20 protein-coding genes and 1 pseudogene are annotated in these 17705 nt (G+C 29.9%); 4 read left to right on the forward strand and 17 right to left on the reverse strand.

Features of this window, described 5'->3' with window-relative positions:
- Nucleotides 1–308 precede the first annotated feature (308 nt).
- A complete protein-coding gene (locus HMPREF1552_RS10880) occupies nt 309–986 on the reverse strand; it encodes a thymidylate kinase (RefSeq protein ID WP_039901645.1) in 678 nt (225 codons plus the stop codon).
- 374 nt (nt 987–1360) lie between these two features.
- On the opposite strand from HMPREF1552_RS10880, the gene HMPREF1552_RS12960 reads away from it, so the two are divergent.
- Entirely contained in the window at nt 1361–1495 is a 135-nt protein-coding gene (locus HMPREF1552_RS12960; protein ID WP_021745256.1) for a hypothetical protein, read from the forward strand.
- Here HMPREF1552_RS12960 and tnpA read toward each other — a convergent pair.
- From tnpA to HMPREF1552_RS10945, 14 genes and pseudogenes are all read right to left on the reverse strand, one after another.
- A pseudogene (tnpA, locus tag HMPREF1552_RS11940) lies at nt 1478–1852 on the reverse strand (IS200/IS605 family transposase). The gene HMPREF1552_RS12960 and the pseudogene tnpA overlap by 18 nt on opposite strands.
- Before the next feature lie 281 nt (nt 1853–2133).
- A complete protein-coding gene (gene cdd, locus HMPREF1552_RS10885) occupies nt 2134–2541 on the reverse strand; it encodes a cytidine deaminase (RefSeq protein WP_039901640.1) in 408 nt (135 codons plus the stop codon).
- Nucleotides 2542–2583: 42 nt separating this feature from the next.
- Complete coding sequence (dinB, locus tag HMPREF1552_RS10890; protein ID WP_021745259.1) at nt 2584–3684, reverse strand: DNA polymerase IV; 1101 nt, start codon at nt 3682–3684, stop codon at nt 2584–2586.
- Between the two features lie 12 nt (nt 3685–3696).
- Nucleotides 3697–4395: an ABC transporter ATP-binding protein gene (locus tag HMPREF1552_RS10895; RefSeq protein WP_021745260.1), complete on the reverse strand. Its 699-nt coding sequence runs from the start codon at nt 4393–4395 to the stop codon at nt 3697–3699.
- Entirely contained in the window at nt 4388–5551 is a 1164-nt protein-coding gene (locus tag HMPREF1552_RS10900; RefSeq protein WP_021745261.1) for an ABC transporter permease, read from the reverse strand. Before HMPREF1552_RS10900 ends, HMPREF1552_RS10895 begins: the two co-directional genes overlap by 8 nt.
- A 33-nt stretch (nt 5552–5584) precedes the next feature.
- Nucleotides 5585–7036 carry a serine protease gene (locus HMPREF1552_RS10905; protein WP_021745262.1) on the reverse strand — a complete coding sequence of 484 codons (1452 nt, stop codon included), beginning with the start codon at nt 7034–7036 and terminating at the stop codon, nt 5585–5587.
- Nucleotides 7037–7067: 31 nt separating this feature from the next.
- Nucleotides 7068–7562, reverse strand: a complete 495-nt coding sequence (locus HMPREF1552_RS10910) for a hypothetical protein (RefSeq protein WP_021745263.1) — start codon at nt 7560–7562, stop codon at nt 7068–7070.
- Nucleotides 7563–7600: 38 nt separating this feature from the next.
- Nucleotides 7601–7876, reverse strand: coding sequence for a septum formation initiator family protein (locus HMPREF1552_RS10915; RefSeq protein ID WP_021745264.1), 276 nt, complete (start codon nt 7874–7876; stop codon nt 7601–7603).
- 42 nt (nt 7877–7918) lie between these two features.
- A complete protein-coding gene (gene nrdR, locus HMPREF1552_RS10920) occupies nt 7919–8386 on the reverse strand; it encodes a transcriptional regulator NrdR (RefSeq protein WP_021745265.1) in 468 nt (155 codons plus the stop codon).
- Between the two features lie 76 nt (nt 8387–8462).
- A complete protein-coding gene (locus HMPREF1552_RS10925; RefSeq protein WP_021745266.1) occupies nt 8463–8933 on the reverse strand; it encodes a PTS sugar transporter subunit IIA in 471 nt (156 codons plus the stop codon).
- Nucleotides 8923–9618 carry a DNA repair protein RecO gene (gene recO / locus HMPREF1552_RS10930; RefSeq protein WP_021745267.1) on the reverse strand — a complete coding sequence of 232 codons (696 nt, stop codon included), beginning with the start codon at nt 9616–9618 and terminating at the stop codon, nt 8923–8925. The genes HMPREF1552_RS10925 and recO overlap by 11 nt, the downstream gene beginning before the upstream one ends.
- Before the next feature lie 24 nt (nt 9619–9642).
- Nucleotides 9643–10182 carry a hypothetical protein gene (locus HMPREF1552_RS10935; RefSeq protein WP_021745268.1) on the reverse strand — a complete coding sequence of 180 codons (540 nt, stop codon included), beginning with the start codon at nt 10180–10182 and terminating at the stop codon, nt 9643–9645.
- An 85-nt stretch (nt 10183–10267) separates the two neighbouring features.
- A complete protein-coding gene (mreC, locus tag HMPREF1552_RS10940; protein WP_021745269.1) occupies nt 10268–11182 on the reverse strand; it encodes a rod shape-determining protein MreC in 915 nt (304 codons plus the stop codon).
- Between the two features lie 292 nt (nt 11183–11474).
- Nucleotides 11475–11951: a hypothetical protein gene (locus HMPREF1552_RS10945; RefSeq protein ID WP_021745270.1), complete on the reverse strand. Its 477-nt coding sequence runs from the start codon at nt 11949–11951 to the stop codon at nt 11475–11477.
- A 255-nt stretch (nt 11952–12206) separates the two neighbouring features.
- Between HMPREF1552_RS10945 and HMPREF1552_RS10950 the strand changes: the two genes are divergently transcribed.
- The 3 genes from HMPREF1552_RS10950 to HMPREF1552_RS10960 all read left to right on the forward strand — a co-directional run bounded on the left by HMPREF1552_RS10950 (nt 12207) and on the right by HMPREF1552_RS10960 (nt 15425).
- On the forward strand, nt 12207–13418 hold the full coding sequence (locus tag HMPREF1552_RS10950) for a hydroxymethylglutaryl-CoA synthase (protein WP_021745271.1): 1212 nt from the start codon (nt 12207–12209) through the stop codon (nt 13416–13418).
- A 25-nt stretch (nt 13419–13443) separates the two neighbouring features.
- Complete coding sequence (locus tag HMPREF1552_RS10955; RefSeq protein ID WP_021745272.1) at nt 13444–14034, forward strand: sugar O-acetyltransferase; 591 nt, start codon at nt 13444–13446, stop codon at nt 14032–14034.
- A gap of 98 nt (nt 14035–14132) precedes the next feature.
- The gene (locus HMPREF1552_RS10960) at nt 14133–15425 is read left to right on the forward strand and encodes a hydroxymethylglutaryl-CoA reductase, degradative (RefSeq protein WP_021745273.1); all 1293 of its coding nucleotides are present in this window, start codon (nt 14133–14135) and stop codon (nt 15423–15425) included.
- A gap of 62 nt (nt 15426–15487) precedes the next feature.
- Here the strand turns inward: HMPREF1552_RS10960 and groL are convergent, their stop codons facing one another.
- Together groL and HMPREF1552_RS10970 are read right to left on the reverse strand one after the other, a co-directional pair.
- Nucleotides 15488–17110, reverse strand: a complete 1623-nt coding sequence (groL, locus tag HMPREF1552_RS10965) for a chaperonin GroEL (RefSeq protein ID WP_021745274.1) — start codon at nt 17108–17110, stop codon at nt 15488–15490.
- Between the two features lie 170 nt (nt 17111–17280).
- Nucleotides 17281–17544 carry a co-chaperone GroES gene (locus HMPREF1552_RS10970; RefSeq protein WP_021745275.1) on the reverse strand — a complete coding sequence of 88 codons (264 nt, stop codon included), beginning with the start codon at nt 17542–17544 and terminating at the stop codon, nt 17281–17283.
- Nucleotides 17545–17705 lie beyond the last annotated feature (161 nt).

Consider the following 17705-nt stretch of genomic DNA (forward strand, 5'->3'; position numbering starts at 1 on the left):
TTTATCAGTATGTTCTCAGTTCATTTAACACACTCACAGATGGTACTTTTTGCAACGCCGTATTCAAAGGCAATGTTCGCCATAGTTCTTAATACGGAAGCATAGTTACAAGCCTGTCAAGGGCAGACAGTTTTGATGGATGTCCAACTGCCTCTTAAATGTTCAATTTTATAGCCTCATTCAATAGTTTCCTTTCTTAATTTTTTTATTCTTTCAATATTCATTGCCAGTATCTTTGTTACCATTTATTATATCAAGATTATTAAATAAGTCTATAGTGATACTTTATTTTGCAATTTTTCCTTACATTATATTTTTTTAAAAATAATTTTCGCTATTTCATCATTTATATCTTCTATCGTTCTTAATTTGTCATCTTTAACGCAAGAAATTACATCCCACTTATATTTTACTGACAATTCTTTTGCTACTTCATAGGAATTTTTCAGGTAATTTTTATCTTTTTCGTGAATATCCTTCTCTTTTTCTCCAGTTATTTTATTTTCTCTATTTTTCATAAGTTTTTGACTAAACTCAAATGGAATATCTAAGAAAAATACAATATCTGGCTCTGGTATTGCTATTTTTCTCCATTCCAAGTCTATTAACCAGTTCAAATATATTTCACGTTCAGATTTATTAGATATTTTCGGCACTTGATGAATCATATTTGAAATTGTGTACCTATCACTAATCACGATTCCCCCATTTTTGTAAAACTCTTCCCATTCAGTCTTAAACGAAGCAAACCTGTCAACTGAATAAAGTACAGAAGTCGCATAAGCATTAACACTTTCCGCTGTTTTTCCAAATTCACCTGCAAGATACATTTTTACAGGCTCGGAAGCTCTGCTTTCATAATTTGGAAAAGATATTTTCTTTACTTTTCCTTCCCCTTCTATTTCTTTTAATTTCTTGTATAGCAATTCCGCCTGTGTCTGTTTCCCACTTCCATCTGTACCTTCTATAATTATTAATTTTCCCATTTTTATTTCCTTCATTTTTAAAAAATATTTATAATCAAAAATATAGTAGTCTTTAAAAAAGACTACTAAAATTCTAAATTGTACTTTTGTTTTCTGATATTTTACTGATTTTGCCATTTTATAAATCACTTTAAATAGTTATTTTTAGAGATTTTGAAATAATTTTACTTTTTAATTCAAGTCATAATTATTATTTTTACTTATTTTAAAAGGATCTCTTTTTATAAACTCTTAGTCTATAAGAAATTTTTTCAACGTTTTATAAAAATTTGCCTCATTTTTGCTTCCTAGTTTTTATAGTAAAAATGAAATACAAACTTTTGTAATCTATATTTATTTTATCAAATTCTTATTAAAAAATCAAGGAGTGATAGATGAAAAATTCAGATACAACAAACCTTTCTGAAAAAGATATTGAGAATCTAATACAAATAAAAATTATAGAACTGGAAGAAATGAAACTCCAAGATTTGAAAATTTTAAAAAGGGCTTCATATTACTACACTTAATTTGTCCATCGCTATATCATGTTTCTCCTGTTTGGCTATATATTTTTTTATGGTTGCTTTCATTTAAGTCTACTTACATAATATCCTTATGACCAGAAATGTCTGTTTCCAAATTTATATTTTAAGTTTACATGCTTGTCAAACATCATCAATATACTTTTTCCCTTCAGATATCCCATAAAATTTAATACACCTATAGCATATGCAGGTGATCTTTCATCAAATGTCCTTCTATTATTTCAACTCCTTTATACTCATATAATCTTATTAAAATTTTTCCCACACTTTTTCTGTATTGACTATATATAATTTTTCGTCTATACTTAGGTGTAAATACTATATGACACACTTGCACATCCATTTAATATGAGACAGTCTATTTAGTTCTATTAGCCATTAAATACTTTCCTTTCATTAATAGTAGCTTTGAACAACGCTATTATAACGAAAGGTGTATTTTGTTGCAAACTTACGTTTTCGCACTCGCTATGCGGGCGGTTTTATATTTCGCACGCTTTGCGTACTCAACTGACTAAAGTCAATAAATAAAATAAGTTTAAGTAATTATTAAAAATATTATTGATTCAGAGTTTTCAGACACGCTCGTATTAAACTTTTTAAAAGATATTATAAATTTTTTACAAATCTTCTGCTCCAAATGAATATGGTAAAAGCTCTTCTAATGAAGTGATTTTATATTTTTTATCCTTATTTGTTAAAATTATTACTGTATCCTTGTCAGAAAATTCTCTTATTACCTGTCTACACGCTCCACAAGGGCTAATTGGCTCAGACGTATTTCCTGTTACAACAAGCACTTTTATTTTCTTCATATTTTCAGTAACCGCTGTTGTAATCGCATTACGTTCAGCACAAAGCGTAAGTCCAAAAGATGCATTTTCAACATTAACTCCTTTATGCTTATTTCCATTTTCATCAATTAGTAATGCTGCTACAGGAAATTTAGAATACGGTACATATGCTTTTTCCAGTAAAAGATTTATTTCATCAATATAATCTAATATTTCTTTTTCGCTTAAAACCATTTGTTCCACTTCCTATCTTATAATAATTTTTTACTAAATATATTAATAATTTATTTTCAAGTCATCAAATGACAACTGAACTATGTTACTTTTCAAAATTGAACTTAACTGCACTCCAATAAGCCGTACTTCGTCCTTTTTTTCAAAAAATTCCAAATTTTCAAGAGCAGCATTATATATTTCATTTGCATTGCTTGTCGCACTTTTCAAAGTTTTTGAACGGGTATGTGTTACAAAATTAGAATATCTGATTTTTATTGTAACAGTTTTGGCAAATTCATTTTTTTCAATAAGTTTGCTGCTCAATCTTTCAGATTGTTTTTTTAATTCAGCATGTAATACTAAAATATCATTTTCCTCCTGATGAAAAGTAACTTCGTGTCCATAAGACTGCCTTTTTCTGTCTATATTTATCTCAGAAGAGTGTAAGCCACGAACGGCATTATATAGATACTCCCCTTTACTTTCCCCAAATCTTCTGATTAACTCATTTTTTTCAATTTCATATAGCTGAAAGACATTTGTTATATTAAATAATTTCAACACTTCTCTCGTCTTTCTCCCAATTCCTGGAATTATCCCAAGTTCCTTATTATAAATATAATCTAAAAAATGTTCACGGTTTCTAAATATAAAATAGCCATTTGGCTTATCAATATCACTTGCAATTTTAGCGCTTATCTTGCTAAAACCTATACCAACTGAACAAGTAAGCTTAGAATTATCATAAATAAATTTTTTAAATTTTTTTATAAATCTCTTTATCTTTAAAATTTCATCTCTTTTATCAAGTTTCATATTTTTATTTCTAATAAATTCTGTAATATCAATATAACCTTCATCAACAGATGTAAATTCGGATTTTTTCAATACATTTTTTATTAATCCCTGTATTCTTCTGCCCTCTTCAAAGTAAACACCTTTTCTAAGGCTCACAACGATAAGATTTGGACATAGCCGTTTAGCCTGAACTGTTGGCATTGCAGATTTTACTCCATATTTTCTAGCTTCATAGCTTGCCGTTGTAACAACTCCATGTCCTATTGCGATAGGCTTTCCTCTAAGTTCCTTGTTATCCCTTTGCTCAATTGCAGCAAAAAAGGCATCCATATCATAGTGCAGATAAATTTTTTCTTTTTCCATTATCAAAATTTCCTAAAATTGTATTGTTGGTAAAATCATATTAAATTCACCATTTTCAATTTTATACTTATAAGTAGCCAAATTTGCTAATTCCAGACTATGAGTAACTATTATTATTGACTGATTTCTTTCCTGATTTATTTTCATAAATAGTTCATTTATCATATTACTTGTTTCTGTGTCAAGATTTCCTGTAGGTTCATCAGCCAGTATTATATCAGGATCGTTAATCATCGCCCTTGCTATTGCCACACGCTGCTTTTCCCCTCCTGAAAGCTCCATTGGTTTATGTTTTATACGTTTTGCAAGTCCCACTAATGCAAGCAGTTCTTTTGCTTTTTTCTTAATTTCATTCTTATTCATATTTTTGTTTACAAGTGCAGGCATCATAATATTTTCAAGTGCTGTAAATTCATTTAGCAAATAGTGAAATTGAAAAACAAATCCTATTTTTTTATTTCTTATTGATGTTTTTGCTTTTTCATTTTTATAGTGTATCTTTTCTCCGCCTATATAAATTTCTCCATCAGTCGGCTCATCTAAAAGACCAAGTATATTTAAAAGCGATGTTTTACCACTTCCTGACTTACCTTGTATAGAAATAAAATCTCCTTTGTTAAACGCCAAGTTTATATTTTTTAGAATATGAATATTTTCAACTTTTGTCTTATAAATTTTATTAACATTTTTCAATTCTATTATTTTATTCATATTTTAACGCCTCCACAGGTTTTAATCTGGCTGCTCTGGCTGCTGGGAAGATTGTTGACAAAAATACAACTACAAATGTTACTCCATAAATAATCAGAAGTTCCTTTTGTGAAATATACAAAGGCAATTCTTCCAGATAGTAAGTTCCACCTTTCATATATTCCTTAAATAAAATTTTTAACCCTATAAGTACAAGTGGCGACAATCCACTTGCCAAAACCATCCCAAATACGCCAATTATCAACCCTTCTGTAGTAAAAATTCTTCGCACATTTTTATTTGTATATCCAATTGATTTCAAAATTCCAATATCCTTAATTTTCTCACGTACAATCATATTTAAAATTACCGATACAGCAAAACTTGCAATAACGAGAAGTAAACTTAAAATCGCAATTAACACAAATTTTTCAAACTGTACTGCTTTTAAAAGATTCTGATTTATCGTTTTCCAGCTTACTATAGCATATTCTTCTTGATTTATTACAATTCTTATCTGATTTAATACTTCTTCAACTTTTTGAGGACTTTCAACTTTAATGCCTATTTCAGTAGCAGCTTCACCTTGTTCGGATAATATCTGCATTGTTCGTAATGGAACGATTGCAAGGTTTGAATCATATTCTAAAAATCCTGTCTTGAAAATTCCTCTCACAATAAGTTTTATCTCCTTATTTTCAGCTGAGACTAAACTTACTTCCTGCCCAACTTTCAACTTCATCTCACTTGCTAAGGCTTCTCCAATCAGAACAGAATTTAACTCTGAAATATTATCATTTCCATGAACCATTTTAAGTTTTAGTCCATTTTTGACATTTTCTACACTAATCCCATCTGCTAGCACTCCTTTTGCATAGCCTTCAAATTTCATTATTGACTGACTATTAATTTGTGGAATTACAGCCTTGACACCTTTTATTTTTTTTATATTCTCTACAGTTTCATTATATCCTTCAAAAAAAGGCTTCTTCTTATTTTTTATTAAAATATGTGGACTCATAGTGAGCAGCGAATTTATCATATTTTTTTCCAATCCATTGGAAACTGTTAGCGAAACAATAAATACTGTTACTGCAATTGCAACTCCAAGCACTGAAAATATACTTTGAAACTTTCTCTCAATAACATGTCGAAATGCAATAAAAAATTCTACCATATTTTCTTTCCTCTTCCTTTCTATTTAATATCACTATCTTATATCACTCGACATTTCATGTGAAATATTATAATTTTCCATCAATGCTGATTTTTGTGCATTAACCTTGGCAACATCTAATACAATTTCATTGCCGTCTTCATCTTCAAAAACAATAAATTCTTTGTTTGTATTTTTCACTTTTTTTACAAAATCATTAAAATCCTTATATTTCTCTCCATTAACTTTAGTAATGATTCTGTTCTCAAGTTCAGAATACCCAAGATTTACATCAAATGGAAGAACCCTTACAAGAATTACCAATCCATTGTAATCTTTAAACAAATCCTCTCTATCATATACTGCTGAAAGTGTATTTGCTGGATGTTCTTCAGTAAACGATGTAATGTAATTTGTTGTAAGAGGCTCAAAAATTAATCCACCATAAACATAGTAAGAAGGAGCTTCCTGAAGTTTCGTACTTTTTACCACACTAAATTTTATATCAGCCTTTTTCAATGTAACTTGTCCTTTATATACCTTTTTATCTCTAATAATTTCATAACTTAATGTCTGTCCATATTTTTTTTCTTGATTTATAAAATTAAAGTCTGTTTTCTCATTTTTTCGAAATTCTACAGTTCCATCTGACTCAATATCATGCCCATCCAATTTCAATAACACGTCATTTCTTTGGAGTACACCGTTAAATGGAGAATTTGGAAGAATTTTTTTTATAAAAACACCTTTTGAATCATTTTTTAATCCCAGCATTTGCCGCTGAGATGTACTTTCAAGCTTTGCCCATTGTAATCCTAATTTTGGAGGTCCATCATAAGTTCCATCTTTTATGTCATCCAAAAAATTTTCAAGTATGTTTACAGGAATAAAATACCCTATATTATCTGCCTGAGTAAGTCCTGCAAATGCTACACCCACGACCTTACCTCCACTCAGTACAGGTCCACCACTATTCCCACTGTTAATTGCCGCATCAGTTTGTCCAATAAGGAATTTTTCATTTGTCAAAGTGTAGCTGTTATGCTCCATTCTTGATACAATTCCTCTCGTAGTACTAAGCTTGTCTCCACCCAAAGGGTACCCGTAAACTGTAAGGCTATCTTGTATATTTGGAAGTTTTCCCAATTTCAAGGTTGTTGTTCCGCTAAAGAATGATTTATCCTCAACATCAACTAATGCTAAATCATATTCTTCCGAGATAAATTTTACATTTGCCTTATATTTTTTTGAATCGCCTTCTTTTCTTACCTGAAGGAATTTTTCATTTAGTACTGCATGAGCATTTGTAATAATTCTATTACCATCTATGATAAACCCTGTTGCAGTCGAGCTGAAATCCTGTCCGTTTTGCCAAGGGGACATGTAATTATGCATCTGGTGTGCAGTATAAACCTTTACAAGAGCTTTCTTTACCAAACTGTCGTTGGCAAAAACAGTATTACATAAAAATACACTTATCATTAAAATTAAATTTCTTATTTTCATTTTTTTACCTTTCTTGGATACTTAATTTAGATTAAATATCCAGTTTCTCTCCAATCTGATTTTGTATTAACTTCAAAAATAGTAATTCATCACTTATATTCATTCTCATCTGTATTCTTTTTTTGTCTGTTGTTATTATTTCCAGAAACTTGTCAGCTTTCCCCATGCCCACTCTAATTATTCTGAGCGATGCACTTTCAATATTTTTCATTTTAATACGAACTTTCTTCATAACTATCTCATCATTTTCAATCACAATTTTAAATTCAAAAAGAAGTATTGACGCTATTATGACATAAACAAAAATAATCACAATAAATGCTATTCTTATTATAGTCAGTTTCTCAGCTCCTATAATTCCTTTATATAACGAATATGCAGCTATAAATGCTATTACCATAAAAAAAATAGATGATGAAATCATATATCTTAAATTTGCCCTGAAAATATATTTATTTTTCTCATCTTCTATTTTTAAGTTTTCAAGTTTATTTTTTAAATTTTCTGTATTATTTAATTTGTTCATAATATAACCTACCTATAAAAATATTTATGAAATTTATGTTAGTCAACTATTTTATAAATAACTTCTCCTTTTCTTTTTAGATTCAAGTTATTTCTTGCAAATTTCTCATTTTTATCCTTATTATTAACTCCTGCATTCTCTTTTTCCTGCTCTAATTTACTTTTTCTTTCTTTCAATTCCTTTATCTGTTGATTAGTCTGTGATAAACTTAACTGCATATCCTTTTTTCCCATGAACACATTAACACTTTGAAGTACAAAATGTACTACTAAACTAAAAAATATTATGTTTCCAATTAAACGGAGTTTTTTCATTTTCTATTATTTTCCTTTCTTGATTATCAAAATATTTTATTATTATTTTTCTCTATTCTTATCATTGCGTATTTTTTCTATCTCTTTTACAAAACTGTCTAGACTGTCAAATTTTTTGTAAACTGATGCAAATCTAACATAAGCAATTTCGTCTAAATCTATTAAGTATGAAAGTATTTTATCTCCCAGCTCACTGGACTTTATTTCACCAGAATAGTTTGTAAGTATTTCACGCTCAATTTTATCCAAGGTTTCTTCTATTTTCTCATTGTCAATTTTACGATTTTCGAATGCCCTGACAATTCCATTATAAACTTTTTCACGTGAATACTGCTGTTTTTCTCCATTTTTTTTTATTACTGTTAGCGACAGTTCTGCAACTTTTTCATGCGTTGTAAATCTTTTTCCACATTTTTCACATTCACGTCTTCTTTTTATTGAATTTCCCTCAAAATATGCACGGCTATCAACAACCTTTGTATTTTCATAGCCACAAAACGGACATCTCATAAAATTTCCCCCTCTCGATTTATTTAAATTGTTTCAGGGTTTGTTAATTATGTAATCCAAGCTAGACAACAGATATCTATTCATTCATTTCTTCTGCTCTTATAATTTCAATAATTTCCTTATTTGAATTAGCTTTCAGCAAACTGTCAATAAATTTTTCATCCCTGATTAATCTTGAAATTCTTGCTAGAACTTTAAGATATTCCTGAGTTTTGTTTTCAGGACACAGAAACATAAAAAATATATTTACATCTTCATCATCCATTGAATTATATGATACACCATTTTTAGAAATTCCAAAGGTTACTATGAGCTCGTCTACTGCATTAGTTTTTGCATGTGGTAAGGCAATTTTTTTACCAATTCCCGTAGACCCCATTTCTTCCCTTGCAAAAATATCACTCAGTCCCTGCTCTTCATTCTTTATTAAGCCTGTATCTTTTAAATTATTATACAACTCTTTAATTACTGCATTTTTATTTTTTGATTCTAAATTTAAATTTATTGTGTCAATTTTGATATAGTCAGCGACATTTTTAGTTTCCATAAAATTCCTCCATAATAAATTTCTTTATTTTTATCTCAACCTGTAAATTTCTGTTTATAAAATTTTCAAAAATTATAACTATTTTTCTTAAGAAATCAATATATTTTTCAAATTTTTTCTGAATTTCAAGTATATTTGAAGTATTTTTTGAAATTTGCAAAATTTCTTTATATTTTTTTATATTTTCGCTTTTTTCTTTTCTCAATATTAAACTTATTTCCTCAATATCATAAATACCCTGTTCCATCATTATCCTTCGCAAGAATGATAATACAACATAATATTTATAGCCTTTCTTCAAACAAGGAAGGATATCAATGAAACTCAATATTTCCACCAGCTTATCAAAAAAATTTCCATTTTCATTTATCATATAATAAATTTTATCTATACTATCCAATATATATAATGAAATTTCCAGTTTGTCAATATTTTTTATAATGTTATTAAAATTTTTTATAATTTCCACTTCTTTTATAATGTAATAATTGTTTCTTTGTGAAAGTGTTACTTCAACTTCATTCAGCGGATTTAAGGAAACAACATTTCTTTTATTGGATTTTCGAATTCCATAGGCAGTTGCTATGATTTTACCATAATCCTTACTGAAAAGTGTAACCTGTAAATCCGCTTCCTTCATTTCTTTTTTCTTTAAAACAATACAATTTGTCTTTATTATTTTCATAAATTTATAACTTATCCAAATGAATTATCTAAAATTTGACAATCTATAAATTATCTGAGAACTTCCATCCTTCACAGAAATTTTTGTTGGATAACTATATCCGTTAGAAGTCTTGTAATCACTAAAATTCACGATGTTACCGCTGCTCTTTATAGATGTCAGCCAGTTATTTGAGAATGTAAATGTATCTCCATTTTTAGTCTGTGTCTTTTTAGATTTTATACTTCTTAGCTTATTGAATACCGCTAAAATATTTGCTTCACTTTTTTCAACTTTTTGTGTTACAGTCTGTTTTAAGCTTGGATAATAAATAGTTTTTTTGCTTCCACTGAAAGTATAAACTTCACCCTTATTTACACTTGGTGCCGTAATTTGAAGCTTCATCGTACCTGAGTTGTATGTCATAACATAACTTTTGCTTCTTCTTTTACCATTAAATGTGGCATCTTCCGTCACATTTACCGTAAAATTACTTTTTTCCCAAAAATCCTTTGAGAAAGAAAAAACTGATACCAATAAAAATAATAAAATAACTTTTTTTGTTAATGTTAATTGTTTTAACATAATTAAACTCACCTCTTTTTTAATTTATTAAATAGCATTACTTATATGATAAATGCTATTCTGTTATATATTAATACACATTTCTTTAATTTGTTTGTGAATTTTCTTTATTTTGCTGTTCTTCCTGAGCTTTTAACTCTTTTTGTATCTGTGTATTTATTGAATCATTAATACTCCATTTATAGACTAGGACACTTTGAATATCAAATATGTTCACATTAGGCTTAAACCTTACTTCCTTCATTTTATTGAATGCGTTCAGTTCTGTCACTTTAAAAGTTCCCACTCTAAGTCCTCTTGGTAATATATCACTTACTCCTGAAGTTTCTATATTAAATATTGTATCCTTATTAACACTAGTTTCATTATAATTCTGAATTGAGTATGTCCCATTTCCGTTTCCACGTAGAATTTGAAGACTTCCATTATTTACAACTACGCTCAGTTTAGAAGTTTTGCTTGTAAGCAAGGTAACTTCAGAATATTCCTCGCTGACTTTAGAAATCTTTCCTATAAGGTAGCCATCATACATTACAGGCAGATTTATTTTTATTCCCTGTGCAGATCCTTTATTTATGTACATTTTTTCTGACGAGTTTCCATTCTCCACAAGCGCCACATCTGCCGCTATAAACTCAGCCTGAGTTTTTTGACGCATGTCAAGCATTTTACGTAAGTTCTCGTTTTCCTGTTTCACATAAGCAAGCTCCATATTCTGAACTTTATTTTTTTGTAGCTCAAAATCTCTTGTCTTATTATTTTCGATGTAATCATCAATATAGCTAATGTCATTAACTCTGGATTTTAACTTTAATATCTGTGTGTAAAGCATGCTCTTCACTTTTACCAGCCTGAAATTTACTGACTGTGTTATTCCGTCCATAAAAGTAAATGAACTTGTAATCCTATTTTTAAATGCAAATAAAACTATTATTATAATTATTATTATTAAGATTGTCCTACCTGTACTTTTTTTCTCATAAAAATTATCCAAACTCATTATTACATAATCCTCTCGATTTTATTTATAGTAAATCTTTTAAAACTGGATCTATCCATTCCAAATTTTGAAAAGATAATTATTTTCAAAAGTTATCAGATATAAAAATCAGTATTAAAACTTTTTAACATTGATATAATAACATATAACATACATTATATCAAGTTTTTTATAATTAATTTTTTTATGGCGTTAACATTTTTTGTTTACTGAGCATGATAAAAAATTTTTTTTAAAAAAAAAGAGATATCCTATGTATATTTGCAAAATATCTCTTTAACAAAATATAATATTATTCCTGACCTACTATTTTTATATAACGTTCAGTTAGCTGTGCCTTTCTATGCGGATTATAATGTAAATACAGCTTTACACTTTCAACTGATCCTAAATCTGTTTTAATAAATTTCTCAGGATTTTCATTTCCCCAGTAGACAAATTCTGGCTTTTTAGCAGCTTTTCTTGCTTGTTCCTCTTTTTCCCTGTCCTCCTGCAGACGAGCCTCTCTTCTGTATTTTTCGACAATTTGCTGTCTAGTCAAAGGATTTGCTGTGGCGCTTGTCGTAACTTTACCTGCCTGAACATCTGGAAGATTTTGAAATTTATTAGCCGATATATCTTCAGGCTTAACTTTTATTTTTTTAGGACTGAACTGGTCTGATTCTGCTTGTTTTCTGTATTTGTCAAGAATTGCCTGCTTTTCTTCCGAAAGTTTGGCAAAAGATATAGCTGATACGATTGTTACTGCGATTAAGATAATTTTCTTCATTTTCTGTGTCCTTTCTGTATTATAATTTTTTTAAAATTTACCTTAGTTTAAAATTTCAATTGCATTATACCAGTATTTGTTAAAAACTTCAAGAGAAAAATAAACATTTTATAATTATTGATATTTCATTTTTTTTATAGTACAATATGTGTAGTTATACTTAAAACTTTTATATTTATTAATTTTCACATCATATTTTTAAGTATAATTTGTGATTCCTTCAAAAAAATATTTATATAGAAAGGCCCGAATTTTATGAAAATAAAAGAAATAGGAAAAAAAATCAAAATTGGAATAGATAAAATTGGATTTGCAATGCCAAAATACTTTTTAGATATACGAGATTTAGCACTTGGAAGAAATGAAAATGAAAATAAGTTTGTGAAAGGTCTTATGCAAAGCGAAATGAGTATTGCACCTGTAACAGACGATATTGTGTCGCTTGGGGCAAGTGCGGCTGAACAGATTTTAGATGAAGAAGATAAAAAAAATATTGAAATGGTTATTGTTGGAACAGAATCTGGAATTGATCAAAGCAAAGCTTCTGCTGTTTTCATCCATCATCTGCTTAATATCCAGCCATTTGCACGATGTATTGAGATTAAGGAAGCCTGCTACGGGGCAACTGCCGCTTTAAGTTTTGCAAAAAACTATATTGAAAAAAACGAAAATGCCTCAGTTCTCGTAATTGCTTCAGATATTGCAAAATACGGAATTGACACTCCTGGAGAATCTACACAGGGAGCAGGAAGTATCGCAATGCTAATAAAAAAAGACCCCAAAATTGCCGTAATAAATGATGAAAATGTATGTCAAACACGTGATATTATGGACTTCTGGCGTCCTAACTACTCAAATTTTCCAATAGTAGACGGACATTTTTCAACAAAGCAGTATCTTGACTGTCTTGTAACAACATTTGATGAATACAAAAAAAGATATAATCAAGATTTGTCCGATTTTGATGCTTTCTGTTTTCATTTACCATTTCCAAAACTTGGATTAAAAGCGATTAATTCACTTTTAGAAAAAAATGTGGAAAAAGAAACAAAAAATAAATTTTTGGAAAAATTTCATACTTCAATAATTTATGGAAAACGAGTTGGAAATATCTACACAGGCTCTCTTTATCTAAGTTTGCTTTCATTACTCGAAAACTGTGATAGCTTAAAGGCTGGTGACAATATTGGAATGTATAGTTATGGAAGCGGTGCTGTTTGTGAATTTTTTAATCTAACCCTTGCAGAAGGATTTAAAAATCATCTAAGGCACGATAGATTAAACGATTTTGACAATAGAAAACAATTATCAATAAATGAATATGAAAATTTATTTTTTGAAAAAATAATTTTAGATAATGAAGGAAATTGTGATTTTTCAAATAGAAAACTTATTCAGGAAAGCGATAACGCATTTGTGTTAGAAAAAGTGGAAAATCATAAAAGGATTTACAAAAAAATAAACTAAATCTATCCTAAAGGAGCTAATTAATATGAATTTAGAAGAACAGCGGCAGTTTATTTTATCTGGAAAAGTTTACAATGATTTAACTCCGGAGCTTATAAAGGCTAGAGAAAATACTGTGTTTTTGACAAATAAATATAACGAAAGTTTTGGAAATCCGTCATCAGAAAGAGAAGCAATACTAAAAAATCTTTTAAAATCAATTGGTAAAAATGTGCATTTTGAACCAACATTCCGATGTGAATTTGGATTTAATATTTCAATAGGAGATAACTTTTATGCAAATTTTGACTGTGTAATGCTTGATGGTGGCGGAATTGAAATTGGAAATAATGTTCTTTTTGGACCAAGAGTAGGAATTTATACTTCCAATCACAGCACTGAGGCAGAAGAAAGAATAAATGGAGGATGTTATGCCAAACCTGTAAAAATAGGTAATAATGTATGGATTGGTGCAGGAGTCCACATTAATCAAGGAGTTACAATTGGAAACAACACTATTATTGGCTCTGGAAGCGTAGTTACAAAAGATATTCCAGATAATGTAATTGCTGCAGGAGTACCGTGCAAAGTTATCAGAAAAATAACAGAAAAAGATAAAACTGGCTATAAACCTTAAAATTTAAACTATATTTTCACTCAAGCATTAGAATTTGACAATTTTTTAACTGCTTGAGTTTTATTATAAATCCGAAACGAAAGGAACTGATTTCAAATATGAAAAAGGAAAATCAAAAAAAATTAAATTGGCTTGGCTTTCAAAAAAAAGAACGAACTGAGCGAATACAGATGTTAAAAGATAATGGATTTTTAACTGAAGAATTTGAACAACTTCTGAAAAAAAATGAGAACTTGCCACTAGAAACTGCAAATCAAATGGCTGAAAATGGAATTGGAACATTTGCCTTGCCATTCAGCGTTGCTCCAAACTTTGTTATTGATGAAAAGGATTATGCTGTGCCAATGGTTACAGAAGAACCATCTGTTGTAGCAGGGTGCAGTTACGCAGCTAAAATTATTGGAAAATCTGGCGGTTTCACAACAAAAATTTTAGATAGGAAAATGATTGGGCAAGTTGCATTGTATGATATTTTAGACTTTGAAAATGCTATTTCAATGATTTTGGAAAATAAAAATGAGATTTTAAAAATTGCGAATGATGCCCATCCTTCGATTGTAGCACGTGGTGGCGGCGCGATTAATATTGAAGCGAAAAATATTGATGAATTTCTGATTGTTTATCTGATTGCCGATGTAAAGGAGGCTATGGGAGCAAATATTTTGAATACAATGCTTGAAGCAATAAAAATGCCGCTTGAAAATATTACAAACGGAAAAAGTCTAATGGCAATTTTATCAAATTATGCAACTGAATCTCTTGTAAAAGCAGAATGTGAAGTAAATATAAAACTTCTTAGCAGCTCAATGGAAACGTCTATTAAAACTGCAAAAAAAATAGAACTTGCAAGCAAATTTGCAAAACTTGATATTTATCGTGCAGCAACTCATAATAAAGGAATTTTCAACGGAATTGACGCTGTGGTAGTCGCTACAGGGAACGACTGGCGTGCAATTGAAGCTGGCGGAAATGCCTTTGCTGTGAAAAATGGCAAATATGAAGGACTTACAACTTGGACTTTTGATGAAAGCACAAATAAATTAAAGGGAGAACTTACCCTTCCAATGCCAATTGCAAGTGTAGGTGGATCAATAGGACTAAATCCAAGCGTAAAAGCTGCATTTAATATTTTAGGAAATCCTGACGCAAGGACACTGGCAAGCATTATTACATCAGTAGGGCTTGCTCAAAACTTTGCCGCAGTAAAAGCACTTGTTACAACTGGAATACAGCACGGACACATGAAGCTGCAGGCTCGTTCATTAGCACTTTTTGCTGGTGCAAAAGGTAAAGAAATTGATATTGTTGTAGAAAAACTTTTGGAAAGTGGAAAAAGTATTAATTTGGAAAATGTGAAGGTAATTTTAGAAGAAATAAAAATCAAAAAATAATATAGCAGAAAAAAAGAGGTAGTTTATAATGACTACCCCTTATTTTATTACATTTTATTAGATTACATCATTCCTGGCATTCCCATTCCACCTGGCATTCCACCAGCTGGTGATTCTTCTTTTTCATTACCAACTGCAACTTCAGTTGTTAATAATACTGATGATACTGATACTGCATTTTGAATTGCAGAACGTGTTACTTTAGCAGGATCAATGATTCCAGCTTTTACCATATCTACATATTCTTCTTTTGCAGCGTCAAATCCTATTCCATTTTCAGAATTTTTTACTTTTTCAATTACGACACCTGCATCAATTCCAGCATTGATAACAATTTGTCTAAGTGGTGCAGATAATGCTTTTTTCACAATTTCCACTCCAAGCCCTTCTTCGCCTTCCAATTTAAAGTCTTCGATTGCTTTTGCGATTTGGATTAAGATTGTTCCTCCTCCTGGAACGATTCCTTCTTCCACAGCTGCTTTTGTTGCATTTAAAGCATCTTCAATTCTTAATTTTCTTTCTTTCATTTCAGTTTCAGTTGCAGCTCCAACTTTTATTACAGCCACTCCACCAGATAATTTAGCAAGTCTTTCCTGCAATTTTTCTCTGTCATAATCAGAAGTTGTTTCAGCAATTGAATTTTTAATTTGTCCAATTCTTGCTTGTATTGCATCTTTTTCTCCAAGACCGTCTACGATAACTGTATTATCTTTAGTAATTCTAACTTTTTTAGCTTGTCCCAAGAAATTAATATCAGCAGTTTCAAGTTTAATTCCTTTTTCTTCAGAAATAACTTCTCCACCTGTTAAAATTGCAATATCCTGTAACATAGCCTTTCTTCTGTCTCCAAACGCTGGAGCTTTTACAGCGGCAATATTTAATGTTCCACGAAGTTTATTTACAACAAGAGTTGCAAGTGCTTCTCCTTCGACATCTTCAGCGATTATAAGCATTGGTCGTCCTAATTCCACTGTTTTTTCCAAGATTGGCAATAACTCTTTCATGTTTGCAATTTTTTTATCCGTGATTAAAACAAATGGATTATCCATTTCCACAACCATTCTTTCAGAATCTGAAACCATATAAGGTGACAAGTATCCGTTGTCAAACTGCATTCCTTCCACAACTTCCAGAGTTGTATCTAAAGAACGTGCTTCCTCAACTGTAATAACTCCAGATTCTCCAACTTTTTCCATAGCTTGAGCAATTAATTGTCCTATTTCTACATCACCTGCCGAAATTGCCCCAACTTGTGCTATTTCTTCATTTGATTCCACTTTTTTAGCTCTTTTTGTAAGTTCTTCAATAACTTTTTTAGAAGCAAGTTCCATTCCACGTCTTATAAATACAGGATTTGCTCCAGAAGCTACCATTTTCAGTCCTTCTTTGATTAAAGCCTGTGCCAGTACAGTTGCAGTAGTTGTACCGTCTCCTGCCACATCATTTGACTTTGTAGCCACTTCTTTTACAATTTGTGCTCCGAGATTTTCGATTGGATCTTTAAGTTCGATTTCTTTTGCTATTGTAACACCATCATTTGTAATCATTGGTGCTCCAAAACCTCTATCTAATACTACATTTCTTCCTTTTGGTCCAAGTGTAATTTTTACAGCGTCAGCTAATGTATCTACTCCCACTTCAAGTGCTTTTCTCGCATCTTCATTAAATTTTATTATTTTTCCCATTTTTTATCATCTCCTTCTAAATTTTGTAAATTTTTTATTGTGAAATTTTTTCATAATTTAATAATATGATTTTTTATTTTAACAAGGAATCAAAATCACTTGTTTTACAATGTATGTCTCATTTTTTTATACATTTAATTTTCATACAAATTTATTTTTTAAAATTTTTATTATTCAACGATTGCCAAAACATTGTCTTTTTCCAAAATCAAATAACTTTCTTCCCCATCCTTAACTTCAGTTCCAGAATATTTTTCAAAAATTACTTTATCTCCAACTTTAACTTCCTCAATTTTTGAACCAACTGCTAAAACTTCTCCAATTATCGGTTTTTCCTTTGAAGCTGTCCCTGGCAATACAATCCCGCTTTTTGTAACTTCTTCCTGTTCTGTCTGTTTTATTAAAACTCTTTCTCCCAATGGTTTAATTATCATTTTTCCCTCCTAAAATATTTTAATCTTTAATTCAATTTTATTTTTAGCACTCTTTAACTTTAAGTGCTAACAATATAATAATACATTTTTAAAAATTTTGCAAGCATTTTTTTAAATTTTTTTGATCTCATAAATTGCAATATTAATTGCGACATTTTACC

Source organism: Leptotrichia sp. oral taxon 879 str. F0557 (assembly GCF_000469385.1).
In the GTDB taxonomy this organism is placed as follows: domain Bacteria; phylum Fusobacteriota; class Fusobacteriia; order Fusobacteriales; family Leptotrichiaceae; genus Leptotrichia; species Leptotrichia mesophila.

Bases quoted from the DNA above. Each gene is read 5' to 3' on its own strand.
- HMPREF1552_RS10880 (WP_039901645.1), bottom strand. From the start codon at position 986: ATGGGAAAATTAATAATTATAGAAGGTACAGATGGAAGTGGGAAACAG.
- HMPREF1552_RS12960 (WP_021745256.1), top strand. From the start codon at position 1,361: ATGAAAAATTCAGATACAACAAACCTTTCTGAAAAAGATATTGAGAAT.
- cdd (WP_039901640.1), bottom strand. From the start codon at position 2,541: ATGGTTTTAAGCGAAAAAGAAATATTAGATTATATTGATGAAATAAAT.
- dinB (WP_021745259.1), bottom strand. From the start codon at position 3,684: ATGGAAAAAGAAAAAATTTATCTGCACTATGATATGGATGCCTTTTTT.
- HMPREF1552_RS10895 (WP_021745260.1), bottom strand. From the start codon at position 4,395: ATGAATAAAATAATAGAATTGAAAAATGTTAATAAAATTTATAAGACA.
- HMPREF1552_RS10900 (WP_021745261.1), bottom strand. From the start codon at position 5,551: ATGGTAGAATTTTTTATTGCATTTCGACATGTTATTGAGAGAAAGTTT.
- HMPREF1552_RS10905 (WP_021745262.1), bottom strand. From the start codon at position 7,036: ATGAAAATAAGAAATTTAATTTTAATGATAAGTGTATTTTTATGTAAT.
- HMPREF1552_RS10910 (WP_021745263.1), bottom strand. From the start codon at position 7,562: ATGAACAAATTAAATAATACAGAAAATTTAAAAAATAAACTTGAAAAC.
- HMPREF1552_RS10915 (WP_021745264.1), bottom strand. From the start codon at position 7,876: ATGAAAAAACTCCGTTTAATTGGAAACATAATATTTTTTAGTTTAGTA.
- nrdR (WP_021745265.1), bottom strand. From the start codon at position 8,386: ATGAGATGTCCGTTTTGTGGCTATGAAAATACAAAGGTTGTTGATAGC.
- HMPREF1552_RS10925 (WP_021745266.1), bottom strand. From the start codon at position 8,933: ATGGAAACTAAAAATGTCGCTGACTATATCAAAATTGACACAATAAAT.
- recO (WP_021745267.1), bottom strand. From the start codon at position 9,618: ATGAAAATAATAAAGACAAATTGTATTGTTTTAAAGAAAAAAGAAATG.
- HMPREF1552_RS10935 (WP_021745268.1), bottom strand. From the start codon at position 10,182: ATGTTAAAACAATTAACATTAACAAAAAAAGTTATTTTATTATTTTTA.
- mreC (WP_021745269.1), bottom strand. From the start codon at position 11,182: ATGAGTTTGGATAATTTTTATGAGAAAAAAAGTACAGGTAGGACAATC.
- HMPREF1552_RS10945 (WP_021745270.1), bottom strand. From the start codon at position 11,951: ATGAAGAAAATTATCTTAATCGCAGTAACAATCGTATCAGCTATATCT.
- HMPREF1552_RS10950 (WP_021745271.1), top strand. From the start codon at position 12,207: ATGAAAATAAAAGAAATAGGAAAAAAAATCAAAATTGGAATAGATAAA.
- HMPREF1552_RS10955 (WP_021745272.1), top strand. From the start codon at position 13,444: ATGAATTTAGAAGAACAGCGGCAGTTTATTTTATCTGGAAAAGTTTAC.
- HMPREF1552_RS10960 (WP_021745273.1), top strand. From the start codon at position 14,133: ATGAAAAAGGAAAATCAAAAAAAATTAAATTGGCTTGGCTTTCAAAAA.
- groL (WP_021745274.1), bottom strand. From the start codon at position 17,110: ATGGGAAAAATAATAAAATTTAATGAAGATGCGAGAAAAGCACTTGAA.
- HMPREF1552_RS10970 (WP_021745275.1), bottom strand. From the start codon at position 17,544: ATGATAATTAAACCATTGGGAGAAAGAGTTTTAATAAAACAGACAGAA.